Origin of the sequence: Nocardioides cavernaquae (assembly GCF_003600895.1) — a bacterium.
GTDB classification, from domain to species: domain Bacteria; phylum Actinomycetota; class Actinomycetes; order Propionibacteriales; family Nocardioidaceae; genus Nocardioides; species Nocardioides cavernaquae.
Map to the genome: position 1 here is coordinate 2561639 of NZ_QYRP01000002.1, position 21110 is coordinate 2582748.

Genomic DNA, 21110 nt, shown 5'->3' on the forward strand with positions numbered 1-21110 from the left:
TGAAGGACTCTTCAAGCGGTCAGTTCTTCTAGTGTGCGTGGGTGCTCGGCTCGACCAGCTCCACGAGCACGCCGCCGGCGTCCTTGGGGTGGATGAAGTTGACCCGGCTGTCGGACGTGCCGCGCTTCGGGACGTCGTACAGCAGGCGCAGACCGCGCTCGCGCAGGATCGCGCAGACTGCGTCGATGTCGGTGACGCGGTAGGCGAGCTGCTGCAGGCCCGGGCCCGACTTCGCGAGGAACTTGCCGATCGTCGTGTCGGGGGAGAGGGGAGCGAGCAGCTGGATGAAGGAGCCGGTGTCACCGACGGCCACCATGGCCTCGCGCACACCCTGCTCCTCGTTGGTCTCCTCGTGGGCGACCTTCATGCCGAACTTCTCGGTGTAGAAGGCGATCGCCACGTCCAGGTCCGGGACGGCGATGCCGACATGGTCGATGGCGATGAAGAGGTGCTCGGGGATCTCAAGGTTCGAGGAAGTCATGTCCCCATGGTCGTACGCCGCGTCCCGGGCACCGTGACGGGGTCCACATCCCAGTCACCTACCGGGTGTCCGGGGGCGAGGACTACGCTCGAAGCATTCACAGCTTTTCCCATTTCAGGAGGAAACATGTCCGGATCTGTCATCGTCGCGGGTGCGCGCACCCCGGTCGGCAAGTTCCTGGGCGGGCTCTCCAGCCTGTCCGCCGCTGACCTCGGTGGCATCGCGATCAAGGGCGCCCTGGAGAAGGCCGGCATCTCCGGCGACCAGGTCGAGTACGTGATCATGGGCCACGTCATCCAGGCCGGCACCGGTCAGATCACGGCGCGCCAGGCTGCGGTCAAGGGCGGCATCCCGATGAGCGTTCCGGCCAACACCATCAACAAGGTGTGCCTCTCGGGCATCAACGCGATCGCCCTGGCCGACCAGCTGATCCGCGCTGGCGAGCACGACATCATCGTCGCCGGTGGCATGGAGTCCATGTCGCAGGCCCCGCACGTCGTCCCCGGCTCGCGCACCGGCACGAAGATGGGCGACTGGAAGCTCATCGACTCGATGATGTACGACGCGCTGCACGACCAGTTCACCAACCAGGGCATGGGCAACCTGACCGAGGGTTGCAACGCCGCCGGCGCCCACCTGACCCGCGAGGAGCAGGACGCCTTCTCCGCGCAGTCGCACCAGCGTGCTGCTGCTGCCTGGAAGAACGGCGTCTTCGAGGACGAGGTCGTCCCGGTGACCGTCTCCAGCCGTCGCGGCGACACCGTCGTCAGCGAGGACGAGGGCATCATCGCCAGCACCACCGTCGAGTCGCTCGGCAAGCTGCGTCCCGCCTTCGCGAAGGACGGCACCATCACGGCCGGTTCTGCCTCGCAGATCTCCGACGGTGCGGCCGCGGTCGTCGTCATGAGCAAGAAGAAGGCCGAGGAGCTCGGCATCGAGTGGCTCGCCGAGATCGGTGCCTCCGGCCAGGTCGCCGGCCCCGACTCGACGCTGCAGCTGCAGCCGGCCAACGCGATCGAGAAGGCCGCCAAGAAGCAGGGCATCTCGGTCTCCGACATCGACCTCTTCGAGCTCAACGAGGCCTTCGCCGCTGTCGGCATCGAGTCGGCGCGTCAGCTCGGCATCACCGAGGACAAGGTCAACGTCAACGGTGGCGCCATCGCCATCGGTCACCCGCTCGGCATGTCGGGCGCCCGCATCACGCTGCACCTCGCGCTCGAGCTCGCTCGTCGCGGTGGCGGCACCGGTGCTGCCGCCCTGTGCGGTGGCGGTGGCCAGGGCGACGCCCTGATCATCACGGTTCCGGCCAAGGCCTGACTGACCGAGCTTGATGGTTTCTTCTGAACCGAACACCGCAACGGCCGGCCGACCCAAGGGTCGGTCGGCTGTTGCCGTTCCGGAGCTCGTCTCACAGGCGCGCTCGGGTTCCCCTCGAGCCGTTGCGCGACTGATCACGCTCGTCGAGGAGGCCTCGCCGTTGCTGCGGGAGGTCATGCGGGAGATCGCCGCGCACACCGGCTCAGCCACCGGCAGGGCCCGCATCGTCGGGCTCACCGGCTCGCCGGGCGTCGGCAAGTCGACCTCCACGTCGGCGCTGGTGACGGAGATGCGCAAGCAGGACCTGCGCGTCGCCGTACTCGCCGTGGATCCGTCGTCGCCGTTCTCCGGCGGCGCGCTGCTCGGCGACCGCGTGCGGATGTCCGACCATGCCACCGACCCGGGGGTCTACATCCGGTCCATGGCGTCGCGAGGCCACCTCGGCGGGCTCTCGTGGTCGACCCCCCAGGCGCTCCGCGTGCTCGACGCGGCCGGCTTCGACGTGATCCTCGTCGAGACCGTCGGTGTCGGTCAGAGCGAGGTCGAGGTGGCCGGTCTGGCCGACACCACGATCGTGCTGCTCGCCCCGGGCATGGGTGACGGCATCCAGGCCGCCAAGGCGGGCATCCTCGAGATCGGTGACATCTACGTCGTCAACAAGGCCGATCGCGAAGGCGCCCACCAGGTGCAGCGGGACCTGCGCGGCATGATCGCCCTCTCCGACAGCTCGGGGCGCGGTGACCACGCGTGGAAGCGGCCGATCCTGGCCACGGTTGCCCAGCAGGGCACCGGGGTCCCCGAGGTCGTCACGGCCATCGAGGAGCACCACCGCTTCCTCGTCGAGAGCGGCGAGCTGGCTCGGCGCCGCGGTCGGCGCGCGCGGGTCGAGGTCGAGGAGATCGCCCTCGGCGAGCTCCGTCGCAGATGGGGTGCGGTCTCCGGTCGAGGCGACCTGGAGGCCCTCGCTGCCCGGGTCGCGGCCGGCGAGCTCGATCCCTACGCCGCCGCGGACGAGCTCCTCGGCAACCAGGTGTGACCTGCGCCGGCGGGTCTGGTCGCCAGCGCGCCTGCGTGCGCTGAGGCAGGACTCCTGTTACCAATGGGGTTGACTACCTGTGTGCCCAGCTGGCGCGCACATCCCGGGACCGTGAGGACGACCTAGCAATGAACGTCAAGAAGCTGATCCTGCTGGTCGGAGCGCTGTTCATCGCGTTCTGGCTCTTCCAGGACCCGCAGGGTCTGGCCGACGTTGCGAGCACCTTCGGGGAGAAGGGCTGGGACGTGACCCAGCAGCTCTTCGAGTCGGTCATCTCCTTCGTGTCCTCGATCTCGTCCTAGCCGGGCGGCCATGGGACTGGTCCAGCGCCTCACCGACCCGAACATCCGCAAGCACCTGCTGCGGGACGAGGGTGAGGTCATCGTCGACGAGGTCAGCCACCACTGGGTGGTCTTCGTCGTGCCGGTGCTGGAATACCTCCTGGCGATCGCGGTGCTGATCGCGTTCCCGTTCTTCCCGGTGGACCTGGCCTGGCTGCCGCTCCTGCTCGCGTTCGCGATCGCCGTCCACGCGACGTACCGGTCGCTCGTCGAGCACATGGACCGCTTCGTCATCACCAACATGCGGGTGTTCCGGGTCAACGGCGTCTTCTCCCAGCAGCTGGCCACGATGCCGCTGAGCAGGATCCTCGACATCACCGTGCAGAAGCCGTTGCGCGGCCGGGTGCTCGGCTACGGCCACTTCGTCTTCGAGTCGGCTGCGCAGGCACAGGGTCTGCGCGAGATCCGCTACGTGGCACGCCCGGACGCGCGTGACCTGGCCATCCAGCGGGTCGTGCAACGCGCCGGCCTGCGGGGCCCCAAGGTCAATTGATGGCCCTCGACTTCGACCCGATCGACGAGGCCGCGCGGCAGTGGACCCTGCGCTGGGGCTACGAGTCCGGTGCAGTGCCCGCGATGCACGCGGTGACGTCGCTGATGCGGGTCCAACAGCTCGTGCTCGGGGAGCTCGACGCGATCCTCAAACCCCACGACCTGACCTTCGCGCGCTACGAGGCGCTCGTGCTGCTCACGTTCTCGTCGCGAGGGTCGTTGCCGCTCGGGAAGATGGGCGAGCGCCTGCAGGTGCACCCGACGTCGATCACCTCGATCGTCCAGCGCCTCGCGGGCCAGGGCCTGGTCGCGCGGCTCAGGCACCCCGACGACGGCCGGGCTGTCCTCGCCGAGATCACCGACGCCGGTCGGGCACTGGTCGAAGCTGCCACCGCCGACCTGGTCGCCGCGCAGTTCGGCCTCGGCTCGCTCGACGACGAGGCGCACAAGACGCTCTCCGAGCTGCTCCGCCCGGTACGACGCGCGGCCGACGACGCCTGAGGGGTCCCCGAGACCCGCTCTCAGGAGACTCGCGCGACCGTCTCGCGGACGATGACCGTCTGGCCGGCGATGCAGGCCGCGGCCTCGCTGGCGAGGAAGAGGACAGCGCTGGCGACGTCGTCCGTCGACTCGGCATCCGCCGGGTCGACGACGCCGCTGAGCTCGGGCACGACCGGACGAGTGACGGCAAGGCTGGTCGACACCGCGTTGACGCGAACGCCGCCGCCGCCCCAGGAGACGCCCTGCCGTGCGGTGTGGCTGATCAGGTCGGCATGTGCCGACGCGGCACCACGGCTGAACGCGAACCACTCACGCAGCGCGTGGGTGTGGATCACGGCGCCGCCGCCGCGCAGAGCGCTGCTCTCGAGCCACGGACGCAGCTGTCGGGTCAGCTGCACCGGACCGACGTGGCCATCCGCAACGGCCTCCCGCACGAGGTCGGGATCCTCCTGGGCAGCGTGGGGGAGTCGCAGCCCGGCGGCGTTGACGAGCACGTCGACGGGCCCGATCTGCGCAGCGAACTCCGCGAGTGCCTCGGCGTCGGTCAGCTCGAGCCGGTGGTGCTCGATGCCGGTCAGGTCCTCGTCGGAGGTGGTGGCGCGGCTGCGCGGCCCGGTGGCGACGACCTGCGCGCCGCTGTCCGCGAAGGCCCGGGCGATGCCCAGGCCGAGTCCGCGGGTGCCGTCGGTGACGACGACCCGGCGTCCGCTGAAGTCAAAGGTGGCCATGCTCATGGCGGTTGTCCTTCCCGAGAGAACGACCTGATCATGCCACGGCCCGGGCCGATCCCCCTTCGTGCCGGGGCCGGTTCGGATCGCTGGGTGGTCTCGGGGAAGATGGGGGCATGACGCAGCAGCCGTTCTCCCGCCCCGGTGCCTTTGACCTGTCGTCCCTGAGGCGGCCCACTCCCTCAGCGAACGATGCGGGCGGCCCGGGCAGTGGCGGGGCCGACGGCAGCGTGGGATCGGCGTACTCCATCGAGGTCACGGAGCAGAACTTCCAGGGCGTCCTCGAGGCGTCCATGACGGCTCCGGTCGTCCTCGTGTTCCACTCGCCGACGCGCTCGCCCGAGTCCACGACGTACGCCGCGCACGTGACGTCGGTGGTCGACCAGTTCGACGGCCGGTTCCTGACCGGTGTCATCGATGTGGACGCCGTGCCCCAGATCGCGCAGGCGATGCAGATCCCGCAGGTCCCGCTGCTGCTGATCCTGCTCGACGGTCGCCCCGCCAGTCAGCCGATCCCGGGTCTGTTGTCCGGCGAGGAGCTCGACACGCTCTTCCAGACGATCGGGCAGCAGCTCACGGCGCAGGGCGTGACCGGGCGGCACCAGCCGCGCACGGCGCCTCCGGCCGAAGGCGCCGAGTCGGGCGTCGACCCGCGCTACGCGCCGGCACAGGACGCACTCGAAGCCGGTGACATCAACCGTGCGGTCGAGGAGTACCAGAAGCTCGTCGACGGCAACCCTGCCGACGTCGAGGCTGCGGCAGGCCTGGCCATGGCCAAGGTCCTCCAGCGCACGCAGGACGCCGACCTCAACGCGGCGCGCGTCGCGGCAGCTGAGGCGCCCGACGACGTCGACGCGCAGACGATGGTCGCCGATCTGGACATGCTCGGCGGCCACGTCGAGGACGCCTTCAACCGGTTGATCGCGCTGGTTGCGCGCACCGCCGGCGATGACCGGGCCAGGGCCCGCGAGCACCTGATCGGCCTCTTCGCCGCAGTCGGCAACGACGACCCCCGGGTTCTGCGTGGTCGCCAGAACCTCGCGTCCGCTCTGTTCTGAGAACCGTCTGGCCGGCCCGCTGGCCGATAAACCGGTGGAGAAGCGTGACGCGTCCACCGAGACTGTCTGAGTGAACCGTCGAGACTCCCTGCTGGCCCTGTCGGTCATGGTGATCTGGGGAGTCAACTTCCTCGCCATCGAGTGGGGGCTGCGCGACGTACCGCCGCTGCTCTTCGCCGCTCTCCGGTTCGTCGCGGTCCTCGTCCCGGCGATCTTCCTGGTGGCCCGTCCGCAGGTCTCGTGGTGGACCCTGGCCGGCGTCGGGCTGTTCATGTCGGCCGGCCAGTTCGGCTTCGTGTACGCCGCGATGGAGGCTGGCCTGCCGCCGGGGATCGCCGCGCTGGTGCTCCAGGCGCAGGTCGTCTTCACGATCGTCATCGCCGCGGGAGTGCTGCGCGAGCTGCCCACACCGGTGCAGGCGCTCGGCATCGTGGTCGCCGCACTCGGACTGGCGATCGTCGGGACAGGACGTGGGGGAGACGTGACGGTGACCGCGCTGCTGCTCTGCCTGGCCGGTGCTTTCAGCTGGGCGATCGGCAACGTGGTGGCCCGCGCGGCCAAGGCACCCGGGGGACTCGGAGTCACCGTCTGGTCGGCGCTCTTCGTGCCGCTGCCGCTGATCGCCGTCTCGCTCCTCGTCGAGGGGCCTGAGCGCGTCAGCGACGCCCTGACCGGGATCGGCTGGGAAGCGATCGCCTCGACCGTCTTCACCGCAGGAATCAGCTCGTTGCTCGGCTACGGCATCTTCAACAGCCTGCTCGCGCGCAACCCGGCGCACCTCGTGGTGCCCTGGGTCCTGGTCGTCCCGCCGGTCGCGATGGTCGCTGCCTGGATCGCATTCGGAGACCGTCCCAACACCGACGAACTGGCTGGGGGCGCGGTCATGCTGCTGGGCGTGCTCGTGGCCCTGCGCCCGCCTGCGACGACGCGTGTGGAATCACCCGCGCCGGCGCTGGTTCAGCTGCCGGACTCCGTGTAGGTCGAACCACCGCCGACGTTGGCGAGCGCGGAGGCGATGCGGCGGGCGGTGAACTCCGCAGCACGCTCGGCCACCTCCTCGGGCGTGCAGAAGGCGACGTCGCGGATCTCGCGCTCCTGCATCACGACCTCCTCGAGCACCGAGGTGTCGCGGACGCCTCCGTCGAAGACCAGGCAGAGCGCGTCGTCCCAGCCACCCCACGGGGGAAGCCAGTCGGTGAGCAGGAGCGGGCCGGGCTCGACGGTCAGGCCGAGCTCTTCCTCGGCTTCGCGGACTGCGGCGAGCTGGGGCGACTCGCCCACCTCGACGACGCCGCCGGGAAGGTCCCAGTCCTTCTTGTAGGTCATCTGGCACAGCAGCACGCGACCAGAGGTGTCGCGGATCAGCACCTGGCCGATGGCGCGCTTGCGCGGCAGGAACGAGTTGAGGAGCGCCCGGAAGCCCGCGGGCTCGTGCACCGGTGCATCCGAGGCGAGCCGCGCGAAGACGATGCGGTCCGCTCCCTCGACGTACCCCCGGAGAGTGCCCTCGCGGTGCAGGCCGGACCAGGTCGCCACGCGCTGGCCGACCTCGTCGGCAGGGTCGATCAGGACCTCGACGCGACCATGGCTGGCCAACGCCTGCTGGACCGCGTCCGACACCGTGCCGACGGCGTCCAGGAAGCCGCGCTCCTGGACCTGGAGCGCCCACGAGATCCGGGAAATGCCCTCGGCGATCGTGGTCGAGGTGACGGGCTGGTCGGGCACGGCACCACCCTAAGGGGTGGCTGTCCGCCCGGGCTGTCGCGACCCGTCAGCTGGCGTTCGTGCCCAGGTAGCGAACCCGCACGTCGATTGACGCGGTCTGGCTCGCACCGACGTTGTGGTTGCTGAAGAGCTTGATGTACTGCCCGACGTTGCAGGTCACGATGGCGCTGAGCTGCTGGCCCTGGGGCGTCGTGAAGCTCTGCACCTGTGCGTCGTCGACCCGATGGCTCTCCGAGGGCTGGGAGAACTCCGTCGCGTCGACGAGGTGGAAGACGCCGAGGGTGGTCGTGGCGCGCCCCGTGCTGCTGATGGTGCCGAACTGCCAGGTCACGGTCGCATCCACGAGCCACTGGCCGGACTGCGTGCAGGCGATCCGCGTGTTCTGAGCCGGGTCGAACATGCCCGCGGAGTAGTTGTACGGGTTGGTGAAGCTCCACACCGTGAACGGCGCGGAGTTGCTGATCGACTGCCCGCTGCTGTTGCGGAAGTAGCCGGCGGGCATGCTCGTCCCGCCTGCAGGTCCCGTCGGTCCGGTGGCGCCGCTGGGACCAGCCGGTCCGCTGGGTCCCGTTGCTCCTTGCGCTGCGAGGAGACCCCAGTACGCCGAACCGCTGGCCGGGGTGCGGCCCGTCGAGGGAACCTTCGCCAGCCACGACGACCCGGCGTACGTCACCACGTCGAGCGCGGCGAACGGGGTGCCTGCAGCCCACGCTCCCCGGTAGCGGTAGCCCTTGCTCCAGCTGATCGTGCGCTCACCGCTCTTGCACCGCTTGCCCGCCTGGTGGTCGATGATCCGGACCGCCGCGGTGCTCTTGTTCACGCACGCAGTGATCTGGCCCGAGGTCGTCGAGGGGATCGCCGCGAAGGCGACAGCGCCACCGACCAGGGTGGCCACCGAGGCCCCGGCGATGAACCCGGGCAGGTGCCGACGGATGAGCGGAGCTGCCACGGAGGACCTCCCGGAGGATGGGTACTTCCCTCAGCGAAGCACCCACGGATGGCTCGTGTCCGGCGTTTGCCCGAAGTGGCTCTCTTGCGGAGCTAGCTGCGACGCAGCCACACCGTCGCGAGGGGAGGCACGTTGATCTCGGCCGACGCGGGCTGGCCGCTCCACGGGATCTCCTCGGCAACGACACTGCCCAGATTGCCCACGCCGGAGCCGGTGTAGTCACCGGCATCGGTGTTGAGCACCTCGTCCCAGGTGCCGGTGGCGGGCAGGCCGATCCGGAACCCGATGTGGGGCACCGCGCTGAAGTTGCTGACGCAGACCAGGTCGGGTGACTCACCACCGCGCCGGATGAACGAGAAGAGCGAGCGGCCGGCGTCGTTGGCGTCGATCCAGGTGAAGGCCTCGGGGTCGGCATCCGCGGCCCAGAGCGCGGGGGTGTCGCGGTAGACGCCGTTGAGGTCACGCACCAGGGACAGGAGTGCCTTGTGCTCGGGGTTGTCGAGCAGCCACCAGTCGAGCTCGCGGGCCTCGGCCCACTCGGACTCCTGGCCGAACTCGCAGCCCATGAAGAGCAGCTGCTTGCCGGGGTGCGCCCACATGTAGCCGTAGTAGGCACGGAGGTTGGCCAGCTCGCGCCAGCGGTCGCCGGGCATCTTGCGCAGCAGGGAGCCCTTGCCGTGCACGACCTCGTCGTGGGACAGGGGAAGCACATAGCGCTCCGACCAGGCGTAGGCGAACGTGAAGGCCATCTCGCCGTGGTGCCAGGAGCGGTGGACCGGATCGCGCTGGATGTAGCCGAGCGAGTCGTGCATCCAGCCCATGTTCCACTTCAGGTCGAAGCCCAGGCCGCCCCACTCGGTCGGCCGGGTCACACCCTCCCACGCGGTCGACTCCTCGGCGATGACCATCGCGCCCGGCACGGTGCGGTGCACGGAGTCGTTGAGCTCGCGCAGGAAGTCGACGGCCTCGAGGTTCTCCCGTCCGCCGTGGACGTTGGGTGTCCACTGCCCCGGCTCGCGGGAGTAGTCGAGGTAGAGCATCGAGGCGACCGCGTCGACGCGCAGGCCGTCGATGTGGAACTCCTCGATCCAGTAGAGCGCGTTGGCGACGAGGAAGTTGCGCACCTCGGGGCGGCCGAAGTCGAAGACCAGCGTGCCCCAGTCGGGGTGCTCGCCGAGGAACGGGTCCGGGTGCTCGTAGACCGGCTCGCCGTCGAAGCGGGCCAGCGCGAACTCGTCCTTCGGGAAGTGGGCCGGCACCCAGTCCAGGATCACGCCGATCCCGGCCTGGTGCAGCGTGTCGATCAGGTGGCGCAGGTCGTCGGGGGAGCCGAGGCGTGAGGTGGGCGCGTAGTAGCCCGTGACCTGGTAGCCCCACGACCCGCCGTACGGGTGCTCCATGACCGGCAGGAACTCGACGTGGGTGAACCCCGCGTCGACGACGTACGCCGTGAGCTGGTCGGCGAGCTCGCGGTAGGAGAGACCCGCGCGCCACGAGGAGAGGTGCACCTCGTAGACCGACATCGGGCGCGTCGCGGGGTCATGCGCCCGGCCGGCGAGCCACTCCTTGTCGCCCCACTTGTAGCTGGACTCGGTGACCACCGAGGCGGTCAGCGGAGGGATCTCGGCGGCCCGGGCGAGCGGGTCTGCCTTGTCGCGCCAGACGTCGTCACGACCGCGCAGGTGGAACTTGTAACGCGCGCCGGCGACGACGTCCGGGACGAAGAGCTCCCAGACGGCCGAGCCGCGGGAGTGAAGGCGGTGGCCCTCGCCGCGCCAGTTGTTGAAGTCACCGATGACCTCGACCTCGAGCGCGTTGGGCGCCCACACCCGGAACATCGTGCCCACCGGATCGTGCTGCGGTTGCGCACCGAGCACGCGCCAGAGCTGCTCGTGCCGTCCCTCCGCAATCAGGTGGAGGTCGAGCTCGCCGAGCGTGGTGGAGGTCATCGGTCACCCATCATTCTTCGTGGATCATTCGTCGTCGATCGCCTTCTCGGCGATCTCGGCCTGCAGCGACCGGAGCTTGCGGATCTTGCGCTTGTCGTTCCAGCGGAGCAGGCCCCACCAGGTGAGCATCAGGAAGACCAGGCCGGCCACGACGGCGCCCGAGGCGGTCGCGTTGCGGAACCCAGGCCCATTGACATCGAGGATGCGCTCGCCGGCGTGCGCGCCGTCGCCGGAGCCGAGCACGATCCCGAGTGTGAGCAAGTTGGGGAGCGCGAGCACTGCTGCGATCAGGAGGATGAAGAGCCGGAGTCCCAGCTTGAAGCCGCGCAGCGCCTGCCTCGCGATCACGAGCGGGATCAGCGTGCAGAAGAAGCCGAAGCCGAGGCCGTAGAGCGTGCCGACGGTCATCCTTCCGTCGATGCGGTCACCGAGGTACTGCGCCCACTCGCGGGGCACGATGGCCACGGCGAGGACCCCAGCCAGTAGCGCCAGCAAGGCGAGGAAGACCAACAGTCCGAAGCGGACCATCCAGGACTTCGCTGAGGTCTTCCGCTTCGGGGACGCGGCAGGGTTGGTGGTGGTCCCGAGGGTGTCGTCGTTCATGGCGTCACTCTGCAACAGCCGGGGGTGCTCCGCCAGCGAGGCGCGCCACCGCCGACAGGGGGATCATCACCCAGCCGGGGCGGTTGCGGGCTTCGTAGACGCACTCGTAGACCGCCTTGTCCGCCTCGAAGGCCGCAAGAAGGACTCGCTCGGCAGCGGTCACCTCACGCCCGGCGTACGCCGCCACGAAGGCGTCCCTGTTGCGCTCCGACCACTCGTCGGCACGGTGCAGCCGTTGCTCGACGACGTCGCTCTCGGCGCGAGGGTCGGAGTCGAACTCGCGGTGGACGACCTGCGCGGCGTAGTCGAAGGAGCGGAGCATGCCGGCGACGTCGCGCCACACCGATTCGGGAAGCAGGCGGTCGGCCAGCGGCCGGGCGGGTTCGCCCTCGAAGTCGACGAGCTTCCAGCCCTTGACGGTCCGCAGGGTCTGGCCGAGGTGGAGGTCGCCGTGGATGCGCTGGACGGTCAGGCCCTCGAGCCCGGCGACGGCGGCGAAGAGTGGCCGCAGCTGCTCCGCGTACGCCGCCAGCTCGGGGAGGACGTCCACGGCGGCGTCGAGACGTGCCGTCATGCCGTCGGCCACCTGCTGGAGGGCGGCCTGGTCGAGCTGCTCGGTGGGGAACTCCTCGGCGAGGACGACATGCGTCTCGGCGAGGGCGATGCCCAGTCGGGCCGACTCGCCGGCAAAGTCGCCGCCCACCTCGTCGGCATGCAGATCGGCCTCGGCGAACAGGTTGCGCACACTCGCCCGGGCGAGCTCCCACCCGTCGCTCGCGGTCCGCAGGAACTGTTGCAGCATCGCCAGCTGGATCACGGATCCGCCGGATCCCTCCGGGGCTTCGCCGGTGACGTCGAGCCATCCGTAGAGGGCGGCGACGTGGTCGCACCCGGCGCGCGTGAGCACGTCGTGGACCTGGATGTCCGGGTTCACCCCCGGGGTGACCTTGCGGAAGACCTTCATCAGCGCCTGCTCGCCGAACACCACCGATGAGTTCGACTGCTCCGCTGAGAGCATCGCGGCCTGCGCGGTCAGGTCGAGCTCCTCGTCCGCGGAGCGGTGGAAGAGCAGGCCGTCGGCGGCCGTACCAGCGGTCGGCTCAGCGGTCGGGGCGCTCCCGAACGCCCGGAGCCACAGTGCCATCGCCTCGCGGTCGTGCACGGCGTCGTAGACGTGCAGGTCGTCCCAGCGGCCCACGAAGGCGTGCTCGAGGCGCTCCTCTGGCTCACGACGCAGGGACAGCGGCACCTGGTAGAGCTCGACCCCTCCGACGCCGTCGTCGTAGGTGACGCTCACCAGCTCGACGACGACCTGAGCGCCTCCGTCGCCGCCGAGCTCGCCGGCACGGCGTGCGCCGGTGACGCGGAAGGGGCGTCCCTTCCCCCCGAACCAGCGCGCGGTCCCGATGAACCGCTCGAGATCCGGGTGGAAGTCAGCAGGGATGGGGGGCAGCGTGGTTGCGGGGTTGGTCACGAGCCGGTCGCCTCCTCGGCGGATCGGGAGAGTCGGAACCAGTAGAAGCCGTGGGCGCCAAGTGTCAGCAGATAGGGCAGTTCCCCGATCGGCGGAAAAGGAACCCCGCCGAGCAGCTCGATGGGCGAGCTGCCCTCCCAGCGCCGCAGGTCGAGCTCGATCGGCTGCGGGAAGCGGGAGAGGTTGTTGACGCAGAGGATGACGTCCTCGTTGCCCTCTGCGTCGATGTGCTCGCGGACGTAGGAGAACACCGTCGGGTTGGAGCCGCCGAGGTCGTGGAACGTGCCGAGGCCGAACGCGGAGTGCCGGCGGCGAGCGTGGATCATCCGCTGCGTCCAGTGCAGCAGGGACGAGGTGTTCTCCAGCTGGGCCTCGACGTTGACCGACTGGAAGCCGTAGACCGGGTCCTGGACCACGGGCAGGTGCAGCTTGCCCGGAGTGGCCGAGGAGAACCCCGCGTTGCGGTCCGGTGTCCACTGCATCGGAGTGCGGACGCCGTCGCGGTCGCCGAGCCAGATGTTGTCGCCCATGCCGATCTCGTCGCCGTAGTAGAGGACGGGTGAGCCGGGCAGGGAGAGCAGCAGTGCCGTGAACAGCTCCATCTTGTTGATGTCGTTGTCCAGCAGGGGAGCGAGCCGTCGGCGGATGCCGATGTTGGCCTTCATCCGCGGGTCCTTGGCGTACTCGGACCACATGTAGTCGCGGTCCTCGTCGGTGACCATCTCCAGGGTCAGCTCGTCGTGGTTGCGCAGGAAGATGCCCCACTGGCAGCCGTCCGGGATCGCCGGTGTTTCCTCGAGGATCTCCGAGATCGGGTAGCGCGACTCGCGGCGCACGGCCATGAAGATGCGCGGCATCACCGGGAAGTGGAAGGCCATGTGGCACTCGGTGCCGACCCAGTTGCCGTCCGTGTCGTGCTGGCCGCCGAAGTACTCGACGACGTCGGCCGGCCACTGGTTGGCCTCGCACAGCAGCACCGTGTCGGGGTAGTTGGTGTCGACGAAGGTGCGCACGGCGCGCAGGAACTCGTGGGTCTCCTTGAGGTTCTCGCCGTTGGTGCCCGGGCGCTCGTAGAGGTAGGGAACCGCGTCGAGCCGGAATCCGTCGAGACCCATGTCGAGCCAGAACGAGAGTGCCTCGAACATCGCCTCGTGGACCTTCGGGTTGTCGAAGTTGAGGTCCGGCTGGTGGCTGAAGAACCGGTGCCAGAAGTACTGCTGGCGGACCGGGTCCCAGGTCCAGTTGGAGGGCTCGGTGTCGACGAAGATGATCCGCGCGTCCTCGTAGAGCTCGTCGGTGTCGGACCACACGTAGAAGTCGCCGTAGGGGCCGTCGGGGTCGGAGCGGGAGGCCTGGAACCACGGGTGGGCGTCCGAGGTGTGGTTCATGACGAAGTCGACGATCACCCGGATCCCCCGGGCGTGTGCCTCGTTGAGGAAGAACTGGAAGTCGTCGATCGACCCGATCTCGGGGTGCACACCGATGTAGTCCGCGACGTCGTAGCCGCCATCGCGCAGCGGGCTCGGGAAGAACGGCGGGATCCAGAGGCAGTCGACGCCGAGCCACTGGAGGTAGTCGAGCTTCTCCGCGAGGCCGAGGAAGTCACCGGTGCCGTTGCCGTCGGAGTCGCGGAACGAGCGGACCAGCACCTCGTAGAACACTGCGGTGCGGAACCACTCGGGCTGGCTCTTCATGATCGACTCCGTCATGCGGGGCTCCTGACGGTGAGAACGTGGGCGGGCTCGTCGCGCGGGTCGAGCCGGACGTAGTTGCTGGCCGACCAGGTCCAGTCCTGGCCGCTGATCTCGTCATGCACCTGGAAGACATCCGGAAGGCCGAGGGCCGCGGGGTCCAGGTGGACCAGCGTCTCGTGGGTTGCATGGGGGTCGACATTCACCACGACGATCACCGTAGACCGGCCCTGGTCAGTGACCGCGGACTTGGAGAACGCCAACACCTGCTCGTCGTCGGTGTGGTGCACGCGCAGGTTGCGCAGCTGCTGGAGGGCCGGGTTGGCCCGCCGGATCTCGTTCAGCCGCGTGAGGTACGGCGCCAGCGAGCGGCCCTCGGCCGCCGCGGCGTCCCAGTCGCGGATCCGGACCTGGTACTTCTCGGAGTCGGCGTACTCCTCCGAGCCGGGCTTCACCGCGACGTGCTCGAACAGCTCGTAGCCGGCGTAGACACCCCAGCTCGGGCTGCCCGTGGCGGCGAGCACGGCGCGGATCTTGAACGCCGCCGGACCGCCGTACTGGAGCGAGGCGTGCAGGATGTCGGGGGTGTTCACGAAGAAGTTCGGCCGCATCAGGTGCGCGGACGAGTGGGCCACCTCCGCGAAGTAGGCCTCCAGCTCGCGCCGCGTCGTGCGCCACGTGAAGTAGGTGTAGGACTGGTGGAAGCCGACCGAGCCGAGAGCGTGCATCATCGCCGGGCGGGTGAACGCCTCGGACAGGAAGATGACACCCGGATCGATCCCCCGGATCTCGGCGAGCAGTCGCTCCCAGAAGGCGACCGGCTTCGTGTGCGGGTTGTCGACGCGGAAGACTCGCACCCCGTGTTGCATCCAGTGGCGGACCACCCGGAGCACCTCGTGGTAGATCCCGTCCGGGTCGTTGTCGAAGTTGACCGGGTAGATGTCCTGGTACTTCTTCGGCGGGTTCTCGGCATAGGCGATCGTGCCGTCGGCGCGCGTCGTGAACCACTCCGGGTGCTCCGCCACCCACGGATGGTCGGGCGCGGCCTGGAGCGCCAGGTCGAGCGCGACCTCCAGACCCAGCTCGGTGGCCCGGGCGACGAAGGCGTCGAAGTCGTCGATCGTGCCGAGGTCGGGGTGCACGGCGTCGTGGCCGCCGTCGCGCGAGCCGATCGCCCACGGGGAGCCCGGGTCCCCGGGCTTGGCGTTGGTCGCGCCGCCGGGCTCCTCGGCTGTGTTGGGGCCCTTGCGGTTGACCTCGCCGATCGGGTGGATGGGCGGCAGGTAGAGGACGTCGAAGCCCATGGCGGCAACGGCGTCGAGACGCTTGGTCGCGGTCTCGAAGGTGCCGCTGACCACTTCGCCGCTGTCCGGGTCGACGTAGGCACCTTCGGAGCGCGGGAAGAACTCGTACCAGCTGCCGACCAGGGCGAGCCGCCGATCGGCGTACGCCGCGAAGGGGCCCTCGATGCTCACGAGGTCGCGGACGGGATGCCGCGTCAGCAGGTCGGTCAGCTCGTCGGAGAGCAGCACCGCCAACCGGTCTCCGGTCTCGGCGCGACCGGGGCGCTCGGCGGCCTTGACCGCCCTGGTGAGCACGCCTCGGTCGCCACGCTTCAGCCCGTCGCGGTCCACGCGGGCGAGCAGGAGGGCAGCCTCGGCGAACATCAGGTCGACGTCGATGCCGGCGGGCACCTTGATCCCGGCCGCGTGCTTCCACGTCGACCACGGGTCCGACCAGGCGTGGATCTCGAAGGTCCAGGGGCCCTCGGCGTCGGGTGTCAGCCACGCCTCGTAACGGTCGACGGCGCCTGCGACGGGCGCCATGCGGAGCGGACTCCGTCGTGCGCCGTCGGGGTCTGTCGCGACGACCTCGGCTGCGAGCTTGTCGTGCCCCTCACGAAAGACGGTGGCGCGCACGGGGAAGGGTTCGCCGACCGTGGCCTTGGCAGGGCGGCGACCGAGGTCCACCACGGGGAAGACGTCCATGACAGGGATGCGACCGACCATGAGCCAACCCTAGGGGTGCCTGTGGGTTACTTCACAGTCGCTTCGCAAACGTTTTCTCTCGCGAGGCAGGGATCACGGAGGCGGCAGGATGAAATCTCTGCCGATTCGCGTCATGATGGGGTGGTTGCACCGTTTCGTCGGTGGAAGCCGACGAGACGCTCTCGGGAAATAGAAGTGGAGATCAGCCAGATGGACGCGCTTTTGCTGCTCCTGTGCATCACGGGCATTGCGGCTCTGTGTGTCGGCCACATGCTGCGCAACCGCCAGGTCCACGCGGAGCACTGGCTCTGGAAGAAGCAGCGGCTCACCCGCGCGCGCTTCCTGCTCCACGGCGGCGGCGCTGTGAGCACCCTGAGTGCCCTCGCGCTCTTCATGAGCTGACCCCTGCGTCTTCAGGGCCGGCGAAGGGTCAGCGCGGTGACCCGTGCGACCACCATCGCCAGATAGAGCATCCCCGCGATCTGCTCGAGCATCACGAACGACCGCGCGTGCGGCGTCACCGGCACGATGTCGGAGAGTCCTGTGCTGCTCAGGGTCGTGACCGACAGGAACAGCAGGTCCATCCAGCTCCGCGGGTCGCCCGCGTCGACGGCAGCGATGAACGAATCCGGCCACACGATCTGCACCGCGGCGTACAGGTAGGCGAAGGCCCACGCGAGCACGGTGAAGGTCGCACCCGTTGCCCACAGCTCGTCGGTCGTGGCGACGTCGTCGGCGAACATGTACCGCACCAGGGCGTAGGTCGTGTAGACGTAGAACGCGCTGTGGAAGAGCGCTGAGACGAGCACGACGGTCTCGTTGCCCGGCACGAAGCCCTCGGCAACGGTGAGGACCACGACGGGCAGGCCGAGCAGCACCGCCAGCCACGTGAGCGCCGGGGTCAGCCGCACCGCCCGGACGGCGAGGGTCAGCACCAGCAGCCCGAACACCCCGAAGACGGCCCTGCCCACCGGCTGGTCGCCGAGGAAGGGGTAGGCGACGATGCCGAGGAGCTGGACGAGCAGCAGCACGGCAGACGGGTGGCGACGGCCCAGGTCGATGGTGTGGGAGAGCGGCGAGGTCACGGTGCCACCGTAGTCATCGGGCAGCCCGACAACGGCTCAGCACTCGCGCAGCACCAGCACGGCCCGCCCCGCGAGCTTGAGTGTCGCGCCAGTGGCGAAGCGCGTGCCGACGGTGAGGTCCGGGTCGGTGCTGACGGCGACCTCGGCGGTCTGCACCCAGTCGTTCTCGGGCAGCAGGATCGGCGTCGCGTCGGGTGCGGCGTTGAGCCAGATCACGAACGACGCGTCGATCTGCTGCTCGCCTGTGGGGCCGGGGGAGCGCAACGGCTTGCCGGACACGAACATCCCGATCGCCTCGAGCTCCGGGTCGTGCCAGTCGGCCGGGGTCATCTCCCGGCCGCTCGGGTGCAGCCACGCGAGGTCCTTGGGGCCGTCCTTGATCGTCGGTCGACCCTCGAACCAGTGCCGCTGACGCAGTGCGGGATGGTCACGCCGGATCCGCAGCGCGGTCTTCGTCAGCTCGTAGACGTCGAGCCATGCGTCGTCGGGTCGCCAGTCGACCCAGGACGTCTCGTTGTCCTGGCTGTAGGCGTTGTTGTTGCCGAGCTGTGTGCGCCCGCGCTCGTCACCCATCGTCAGCATCGGGACGCCGTTGGTGAGGCACAGCGTGAGCATCAGGTTCGCCGCCTGGCGCCGGCGCAGCGCGAGGATCTCGACGTCGTCGGTCTCACCCTCGAACCCGTGGTTGTTGGACCGGTTGTTGTCGGTGCCGTCGCGGTTGTCCTCGCCGTTGGCCTCGTTGTGCTTGTGGTCGTAGGAGACCAGGTCGCGCACGGTGAAGCCGTCGTGGGCGGTCACGAAGTTGACCGAGTTGTACGCCGAGCGGCCGTCGTCGGCGTACAGGTCGGACGAGCCGGCGAGCCGGGTGGCGACCTCGCGGATCCCCCCGCTGTGGCCGAGCCAGAAGTCGCGCAGGGTGTCGCGGTACTGGTCGTTCCACTCGACCCACGGGGGCGGCATGCGGCCGACGAGGTAGCCGTCCATCGACGCGTCCCAGGGCTCAGCGATCAGCTTCACGTGGCGCAGGATCGGGTCCTGGCCGATCGCGACCAGCAGGTCGCACGCCATGTCGATGTCGTAGCCGGTGCGGGTCAGGGCGGACATCAGGTCGAAGCGGAAGCCGTCGACGTGCATCTCGGTGACCCAGTAGCGCAGCGAGTCGAGGATCAGCCGCAGCGCCTGCGGGTTGTTGGTGTTGACCGTGTTGCCGCAGCCCGTGACGTCCCAGTAGGTGTCGTCGAACATCCCGTCGACGCCCTTGACGCGCTTGTAGAAGCCGCGGTCGTCGAAGCCGCGGAAGCACAGGGTGGGCCCGAGCGGTCCGCCTTCGGAGGTGTGGTTGTAGACGACGTCGAGGAGGACCTCGATGCCGGCGGCGTGGAAGGCCTTCACCATCTGCTTGAACTCGGTGACCTGCTGCCCGCGGTCACCCGAGGAGCTGTAGGCGCCGTGCGGTGCGAAGTAGCCCAGCGAGTTGTAGCCCCAGTAGTTGGCCCGACCGTCCTCGGCGAGCGCGGTCTCCGAGTAGAACTGGTGGACCGGGAGCAGCTCGATCGCGGTCACCCCGAGGTCGCGCAGGTAGTCGACGACGGCGGGCGTTCCGAGCCCGGCGTACGTGCCGCGGAGCTCCTCCGGGACCCGGTCGTGCAGGGCGGTCATGCCCTTGACGTGCGCCTCGTAGATGACGGTGTCGCGCCAGCGGCGGTACATGGGGGAGTCGTCCCCCCAGTCGAAGCCGTCGCCGTTGGAGTCGCCGACGACGACGGAGCGCGGGACGTACGCCGCGGAGTCCACGTCGCTGCGGGTTTCCGGGGTGCCGTGGACATAGCCGAAGACCGCGGGGTCGACCCGGAACTCTCCGGAGATCGCCCGGGCGTAGGGGTCGAGCAGCAGCTTGCCCGGGTTGAAGCGCAGCCCGTTGGCGGGCTCCCACACTCCGTCGACCCGGTAGCCGTAGAGCTGTCCCGCAGGAACCTGGGGGAGCGCTCCGTGCCAGATGCCCTGGGTCTGCTCGGTGAGCTCGTGGCGCGTCTCGAGTCCGTCGTCGTCGAACAGGCACAACCACACCGCAGCCGCCTCGGGGGCGTGCACGGCGAAGTTCGTCGAGTCGGGCGACCAGGTCGCGCCGAGGGGGAAATGGCGGCCCGGCCACACCGGAGCCACCTGGCCAAGGAACGTCCACAAACCCGGGGTCACCCAGCCATCCTCCCGGATGCGGGGAAGAATGCACGGCGTACTGATGGGTAGCCCATCTGGCGGTCTGTACGCAGACGAAATCGATGCGAGGAGTGGCACGACATGGGTGAGTTCGTCCGACTTGAAGTTGCCGACGGCGTGGGCACGATCCGTCTCGAGCGTCCCAAGATGAACGCGATCAGCCTCCAGGTGCAGGCTGAGCTGCGCGAGGTCTGCGCCGAGGCGACCGAGCGCGACGACGTACGCGCGGTCGTGGTCTACGGCGGCGAGCGGCTCTTCGCGGCCGGCAACGACGTCGCCGAGATGGCCGAGATGTCGTACGCCGACATGGTCAAGGCCACTCGTGGTGTCTCTGCCGCCGCGAGCGCCATCGCCGACATCCCCAAGCCCGTCGTCGCTGCAGTCACCGGCTACGCCCTGGGCGGCGGCTGCGAGCTGACGCTGGCCGCCGACATCCGCATCGCGGCCGACAACGCCACGTTCGGCCAGCCCGAGGTCCTCCTCGGCATCATCCCCGGCGCCGGCGGCACGCAGCGTCTTGCGCGCCTGATCGGTCCGAGCAAGGCCAAGGACATCATCTTCACGGGCCGGTTCGTGAAGGCGGACGAGGCGCTCGCGATCGGTCTCGTCGACCGCGTGGTGCCCGCCGAGTCGGTCTACGACGAGGCGGTGGCGTGGGCGAAGCAGTTCTCCGGTGCGGCAGCCCTGGCGCTGCGCGCGGCGAAGGAGTGCATCGACCGCGGCCTGGAGACCGACCTCGCGACGGGTCTCGCGATCGAGCAGCAGCAGTTCGCGTCTGTCTTCGCGACCGAGGACCGCACGATCGGCATGACCTCGTTCCTGGCCAACGGCCCGGGCAAGGCGGAGTTCGTCGGCAGGTGAGCCTTTGTTCGTGTCCCGGCCGGGCATCGCTCGGCTAGGGTCACGAGTCGACGCAGCACGCACACAGCACCACGAAGGAAGGGCGGCCATGGCCGACGCGCAGGACAAGCCGACGCAGGACTCGACCGAGGTCACCCCCAAGGCCCCGACGAAGGCTCGCAAGCCGCGTGCACCCAAGGTCACCCTGAGTGTCGGTGGGGTGCGTCGCTACGCCGCGCAGGCGGTCTGGTTCATCTGTGTCGTGTTCGCGCTGTTCCTCGCGGTGGGAGCGCTCACCTATGCGCTCAACGCCAACCCGGACAACGGGCTCGTCGACTTCGTCCGGACCTGGGCCAACCGGGTCGACCTGGGTGTCTTCAGCCCGGTCAACGGCATCAAGGAATTCACCGGCGAACATGCCGACGTGAAGAACGCCCTGTTCAACTGGGGACTGGGGTCGGTCTTCTGGCTGGTCCTGGGGCGCATTCTCGACCGCGTGCTCCGTCCCTGAGCCTGGGCAACATCGCGCCACAGCGGTGCCGTGTGAGGCACCACACCGTGGACCGCGGTTCCGTGGCAGGGCAACGCGCCAGTAACATCACGAACAAATCCGACTGCACAGGAGGGGCCTCCGG

Annotated in this window: 21 protein-coding genes; 10 read left to right on the forward strand and 11 right to left on the reverse strand. The window is 69.2% G+C overall.

Features of this window, described 5'->3' with window-relative positions; genetic code table 11:
* Positions 1 to 28 precede the first annotated feature (28 nt).
* The gene (mce, locus tag D4739_RS12315) at positions 29 to 481 is read right to left on the reverse strand and encodes a methylmalonyl-CoA epimerase (RefSeq protein ID WP_120060893.1); all 453 of its coding nucleotides are present in this window, start codon (positions 479 to 481) and stop codon (positions 29 to 31) included.
* A 126-nt stretch (positions 482 to 607) separates the two neighbouring features.
* Here mce and D4739_RS12320 point away from each other — a divergent pair, with 126 nt between their 5' ends.
* The 5 genes from D4739_RS12320 (at position 608) to D4739_RS12335 (ending at position 4168) form a co-directional block, all read left to right on the forward strand.
* Complete coding sequence (locus D4739_RS12320) at positions 608 to 1798, forward strand: acetyl-CoA C-acetyltransferase (protein WP_120060894.1); 1191 nt, start codon at positions 608 to 610, stop codon at positions 1796 to 1798.
* Between the two features lie 13 nt (positions 1799 to 1811).
* The gene (gene meaB / locus D4739_RS12325) at positions 1812 to 2834 is read left to right on the forward strand and encodes a methylmalonyl Co-A mutase-associated GTPase MeaB (RefSeq protein ID WP_120060895.1); all 1023 of its coding nucleotides are present in this window, start codon (positions 1812 to 1814) and stop codon (positions 2832 to 2834) included.
* 128 nt (positions 2835 to 2962) lie between these two features.
* Positions 2963 to 3136 carry a hypothetical protein gene (locus tag D4739_RS16920; protein WP_182920406.1) on the forward strand — a complete coding sequence of 58 codons (174 nt, stop codon included), beginning with the start codon at positions 2963 to 2965 and terminating at the stop codon, positions 3134 to 3136.
* A 10-nt stretch (positions 3137 to 3146) separates the two neighbouring features.
* The gene (locus tag D4739_RS12330) at positions 3147 to 3668 is read left to right on the forward strand and encodes a PH domain-containing protein (RefSeq protein ID WP_120060896.1); all 522 of its coding nucleotides are present in this window, start codon (positions 3147 to 3149) and stop codon (positions 3666 to 3668) included.
* Positions 3668 to 4168, forward strand: coding sequence for a MarR family winged helix-turn-helix transcriptional regulator (locus D4739_RS12335; RefSeq protein WP_120060897.1), 501 nt, complete (start codon positions 3668 to 3670; stop codon positions 4166 to 4168). Before D4739_RS12330 ends, D4739_RS12335 begins: the two co-directional genes overlap by 1 nt.
* Before the next feature lie 20 nt (positions 4169 to 4188).
* Here D4739_RS12335 and D4739_RS12340 read toward each other — a convergent pair whose 3' ends face one another.
* Positions 4189 to 4902 carry an SDR family NAD(P)-dependent oxidoreductase gene (locus tag D4739_RS12340; protein ID WP_120060898.1) on the reverse strand — a complete coding sequence of 238 codons (714 nt, stop codon included), beginning with the start codon at positions 4900 to 4902 and terminating at the stop codon, positions 4189 to 4191.
* Between the two features lie 110 nt (positions 4903 to 5012).
* On the opposite strand from D4739_RS12340, the gene D4739_RS12345 reads away from it, so the two are divergent.
* Complete coding sequence (locus D4739_RS12345) at positions 5013 to 5954, forward strand: co-chaperone YbbN (RefSeq protein ID WP_120060899.1); 942 nt, start codon at positions 5013 to 5015, stop codon at positions 5952 to 5954.
* A 70-nt stretch (positions 5955 to 6024) separates the two neighbouring features.
* Positions 6025 to 6933: an EamA family transporter gene (locus tag D4739_RS12350; protein ID WP_120060900.1), complete on the forward strand. Its 909-nt coding sequence runs from the start codon at positions 6025 to 6027 to the stop codon at positions 6931 to 6933.
* Here the strand turns inward: D4739_RS12350 and D4739_RS12355 are convergent.
* The 7 genes from D4739_RS12355 to D4739_RS12390 form a co-directional block, all read right to left on the reverse strand.
* Positions 6912 to 7679, reverse strand: coding sequence for an NUDIX domain-containing protein (locus tag D4739_RS12355; protein WP_120060901.1), 768 nt, complete (start codon positions 7677 to 7679; stop codon positions 6912 to 6914). The genes D4739_RS12350 and D4739_RS12355 overlap by 22 nt on opposite strands.
* Before the next feature lie 46 nt (positions 7680 to 7725).
* Positions 7726 to 8628, reverse strand: a complete 903-nt coding sequence (locus D4739_RS16925; protein WP_182920407.1) for a collagen-like triple helix repeat-containing protein — start codon at positions 8626 to 8628, stop codon at positions 7726 to 7728.
* Between the two features lie 92 nt (positions 8629 to 8720).
* The gene (gene glgB / locus D4739_RS12370) at positions 8721 to 10577 is read right to left on the reverse strand and encodes a 1,4-alpha-glucan branching protein GlgB (RefSeq protein ID WP_120060903.1); all 1857 of its coding nucleotides are present in this window, start codon (positions 10575 to 10577) and stop codon (positions 8721 to 8723) included.
* Positions 10578 to 10601: 24 nt separating this feature from the next.
* Entirely contained in the window at positions 10602 to 11180 is a 579-nt protein-coding gene (locus D4739_RS12375; RefSeq protein WP_120060904.1) for a hypothetical protein, read from the reverse strand.
* Between the two features lie 4 nt (positions 11181 to 11184).
* Positions 11185 to 12654, reverse strand: coding sequence for a maltokinase N-terminal cap-like domain-containing protein (locus D4739_RS12380; RefSeq protein WP_238473635.1), 1470 nt, complete (start codon positions 12652 to 12654; stop codon positions 11185 to 11187).
* On the reverse strand, positions 12651 to 14363 hold the full coding sequence (gene treS / locus D4739_RS12385) for a maltose alpha-D-glucosyltransferase (RefSeq protein ID WP_120060905.1): 1713 nt from the start codon (positions 14361 to 14363) through the stop codon (positions 12651 to 12653). Before treS ends, D4739_RS12380 begins: the two co-directional genes overlap by 4 nt.
* Positions 14360 to 16354 carry an alpha-1,4-glucan--maltose-1-phosphate maltosyltransferase gene (locus D4739_RS12390; RefSeq protein WP_120060906.1) on the reverse strand — a complete coding sequence of 665 codons (1995 nt, stop codon included), beginning with the start codon at positions 16352 to 16354 and terminating at the stop codon, positions 14360 to 14362. The genes treS and D4739_RS12390 overlap by 4 nt, the downstream gene beginning before the upstream one ends.
* A 189-nt stretch (positions 16355 to 16543) precedes the next feature.
* Between D4739_RS12390 and D4739_RS12395 the strand changes: the two genes are divergently transcribed.
* The gene (locus D4739_RS12395; protein WP_147384911.1) at positions 16544 to 16735 is read left to right on the forward strand and encodes a hypothetical protein; all 192 of its coding nucleotides are present in this window, start codon (positions 16544 to 16546) and stop codon (positions 16733 to 16735) included.
* An 11-nt stretch (positions 16736 to 16746) separates the two neighbouring features.
* Here D4739_RS12395 and D4739_RS12400 read toward each other — a convergent pair whose 3' ends face one another.
* Together D4739_RS12400 and glgX are read right to left on the reverse strand one after the other, a co-directional pair.
* Positions 16747 to 17418: a potassium channel family protein gene (locus tag D4739_RS12400; RefSeq protein WP_220699286.1), complete on the reverse strand. Its 672-nt coding sequence runs from the start codon at positions 17416 to 17418 to the stop codon at positions 16747 to 16749.
* A gap of 36 nt (positions 17419 to 17454) precedes the next feature.
* Positions 17455 to 19614 (reverse strand): glycogen debranching protein GlgX, encoded by a 2160-nt coding sequence (glgX, locus tag D4739_RS12405; protein WP_120060908.1) that lies wholly within the window; start codon positions 19612 to 19614, stop codon positions 17455 to 17457.
* Between the two features lie 102 nt (positions 19615 to 19716).
* Between glgX and D4739_RS12410 the strand changes: the two genes are divergently transcribed.
* Together D4739_RS12410 and D4739_RS12415 are read left to right on the forward strand one after the other, a co-directional pair.
* Positions 19717 to 20496, forward strand: coding sequence for an enoyl-CoA hydratase/isomerase family protein (locus D4739_RS12410; protein ID WP_120060909.1), 780 nt, complete (start codon positions 19717 to 19719; stop codon positions 20494 to 20496).
* A gap of 88 nt (positions 20497 to 20584) precedes the next feature.
* Positions 20585 to 20986, forward strand: coding sequence for a hypothetical protein (locus tag D4739_RS12415; protein ID WP_238473636.1), 402 nt, complete (start codon positions 20585 to 20587; stop codon positions 20984 to 20986).
* Positions 20987 to 21110 lie beyond the last annotated feature (124 nt).

Bases quoted from the DNA above. Each gene is read 5' to 3' on its own strand.
- D4739_RS12390 (WP_120060906.1), bottom strand. From the start codon at position 16,354: ATGGTCGGTCGCATCCCTGTCATGGACGTCTTCCCCGTGGTGGACCTC.
- mce (WP_120060893.1), bottom strand. From the start codon at position 481: ATGACTTCCTCGAACCTTGAGATCCCCGAGCACCTCTTCATCGCCATC.
- treS (WP_120060905.1), bottom strand. From the start codon at position 14,363: ATGACGGAGTCGATCATGAAGAGCCAGCCCGAGTGGTTCCGCACCGCA.
- meaB (WP_120060895.1), top strand. From the start codon at position 1,812: ATGGTTTCTTCTGAACCGAACACCGCAACGGCCGGCCGACCCAAGGGT.
- D4739_RS16920 (WP_182920406.1), top strand. From the start codon at position 2,963: ATGAACGTCAAGAAGCTGATCCTGCTGGTCGGAGCGCTGTTCATCGCG.
- D4739_RS12320 (WP_120060894.1), top strand. From the start codon at position 608: ATGTCCGGATCTGTCATCGTCGCGGGTGCGCGCACCCCGGTCGGCAAG.
- D4739_RS12375 (WP_120060904.1), bottom strand. From the start codon at position 11,180: ATGAACGACGACACCCTCGGGACCACCACCAACCCTGCCGCGTCCCCG.
- D4739_RS12415 (WP_238473636.1), top strand. From the start codon at position 20,585: ATGGCCGACGCGCAGGACAAGCCGACGCAGGACTCGACCGAGGTCACC.
- D4739_RS12410 (WP_120060909.1), top strand. From the start codon at position 19,717: ATGGGTGAGTTCGTCCGACTTGAAGTTGCCGACGGCGTGGGCACGATC.
- D4739_RS12335 (WP_120060897.1), top strand. From the start codon at position 3,668: ATGGCCCTCGACTTCGACCCGATCGACGAGGCCGCGCGGCAGTGGACC.
- D4739_RS12395 (WP_147384911.1), top strand. From the start codon at position 16,544: ATGGACGCGCTTTTGCTGCTCCTGTGCATCACGGGCATTGCGGCTCTG.
- D4739_RS12345 (WP_120060899.1), top strand. From the start codon at position 5,013: ATGACGCAGCAGCCGTTCTCCCGCCCCGGTGCCTTTGACCTGTCGTCC.
- D4739_RS12330 (WP_120060896.1), top strand. From the start codon at position 3,147: ATGGGACTGGTCCAGCGCCTCACCGACCCGAACATCCGCAAGCACCTG.
- glgB (WP_120060903.1), bottom strand. From the start codon at position 10,577: ATGACCTCCACCACGCTCGGCGAGCTCGACCTCCACCTGATTGCGGAG.
- D4739_RS12340 (WP_120060898.1), bottom strand. From the start codon at position 4,902: ATGAGCATGGCCACCTTTGACTTCAGCGGACGCCGGGTCGTCGTCACC.